This window comes from Kitasatospora sp. UYEF31 (genome assembly GCF_057291755.1).
Genome location: NZ_JBXAWK010000158.1, coordinates 1 through 1,276 on the forward strand (window position 1 = coordinate 1; position 1,276 = coordinate 1,276).

General features: G+C 60.4%; 2 protein-coding genes and 1 pseudogene. All 3 read left to right on the forward strand.

Translation table 11 applies throughout. The features are described from left to right. A pseudogene (locus tag AC0Z36_RS29695) lies at window positions 1-111 on the forward strand (hypothetical protein); the annotation flags it as partial. Between the two features lie 9 nt (window positions 112-120). After that, window positions 121-492, forward strand: a complete 372-nt coding sequence (locus AC0Z36_RS29700; RefSeq protein WP_485466186.1) for a hypothetical protein — start codon at window positions 121-123, stop codon at window positions 490-492. Further along, entirely contained in the window at window positions 465-929 is a 465-nt protein-coding gene (locus tag AC0Z36_RS29705) for an Imm10 family immunity protein (protein ID WP_325747327.1), read from the forward strand. The genes AC0Z36_RS29700 and AC0Z36_RS29705 overlap by 28 nt, the downstream gene beginning before the upstream one ends. Window positions 930-1,276: the final 347 nt, after the last annotated feature.

The following is a 1,276-nucleotide window of genomic DNA, read 5'->3' on the forward strand; positions in this document are numbered from 1 at the left end:
GTACGGATCTTCCGTCAGCAGCAGCGGACTTACGACCTGACGGTCGAGGGCATCCACACGTACTATGTGCTGGCGGGGGCCACGCCGGTCCTGGTTCACAACACTGGTGGCAGCGGGCACATGTGCGATATCTCCGTGACGTCGTCAGATGGAAGTAAGAGCGATATCTCGCTAGAGAGCGGCGATATGACGCCTGAAGAGGCTTCGCTCGGATATCCAAATAACTCGGCTTTCACGCACACGGAGCATCGATTCTCGCGCATGGCGGGTGCTTCCACAGGGTCAAAGGTTTCGCTCCCGAACGACCCCTTCGCCGGTAAGTTCCCGTTGAGTGCTGGTGATTCGGTTGGGATGCAAGGCCAGCTCCCCCCTTGCTCGCGATGCAAGGGTGCGATGAACCGCATGGTCAACGAGTTGGGAGTTTCGGTCACATACGAATGGTCTGGCGCCAAGGGGGCTGGGTCATGGACAGCTGGAAGGAGGAGGCGATAATGATGAGATTGACTGCCACAGAGGTTGGGTTCTTCGAGGATTACGAGGACGAAGAGGCCCTTGAGGTGGGACTTGCCGGAGTGGATGAGGCTGGCGTCCCGCGATCGTTCTCAATTCAGCGATCCACGTATGAGCCTGATGAGCAGGAAGTCCAGTCTGGAATGGATTCCTATAACGTCTCTACTGAGCGAGGCTTCACCGTCTACGGTTGCCTTCGGAGCGTGCGGTTTTCCAATTTGGTTCTCGCGCTGGAATTCACTGCCGAGGATGCGGAGATTCTTGAGATCTCGACGCCTGTCGAAGTGAACCTGAGCGAAGCCCAGGTCGACGAAGAAAATCTGTCTCGGAAGCTTCGCGAAATCCTCGACTGGGGCTCTCTTGAGAAGCGGCCGGAATTGATTGGTATGGACGGTTCAGGGCCTGCCGCCGACGTTTAGGTGGCGCTCGTCGAGAATTTTCCGCTAGGTCATTCCTAATGGGAGGTTGGGTAGCCGTTGCCCAGAAGAGGGCCCCCTCCGCGCTTCTGTGCGGAGGGGGCCCTCGGGCCGTTTGACGGCAACGCTGACGGCAACGTCAGCGGACGACGGCAGCAGTGGGCGGGTTGTCGGGGGTGCCGCCGCGCCGCGCGGGGCGAGGGCGTCGCCGAGGGTGTCGATGGCCTGGCGCTGGAGGCGGAGCCGGACGTGTAATGAAGCTTCGCCATCTTCGAACATGCTGGTGAGAGGGGGTGGCGTGGCGGGCAGTAGGGGTGCTCATGCTGGTGGTGGGCGGGAGTCTGGCGCCT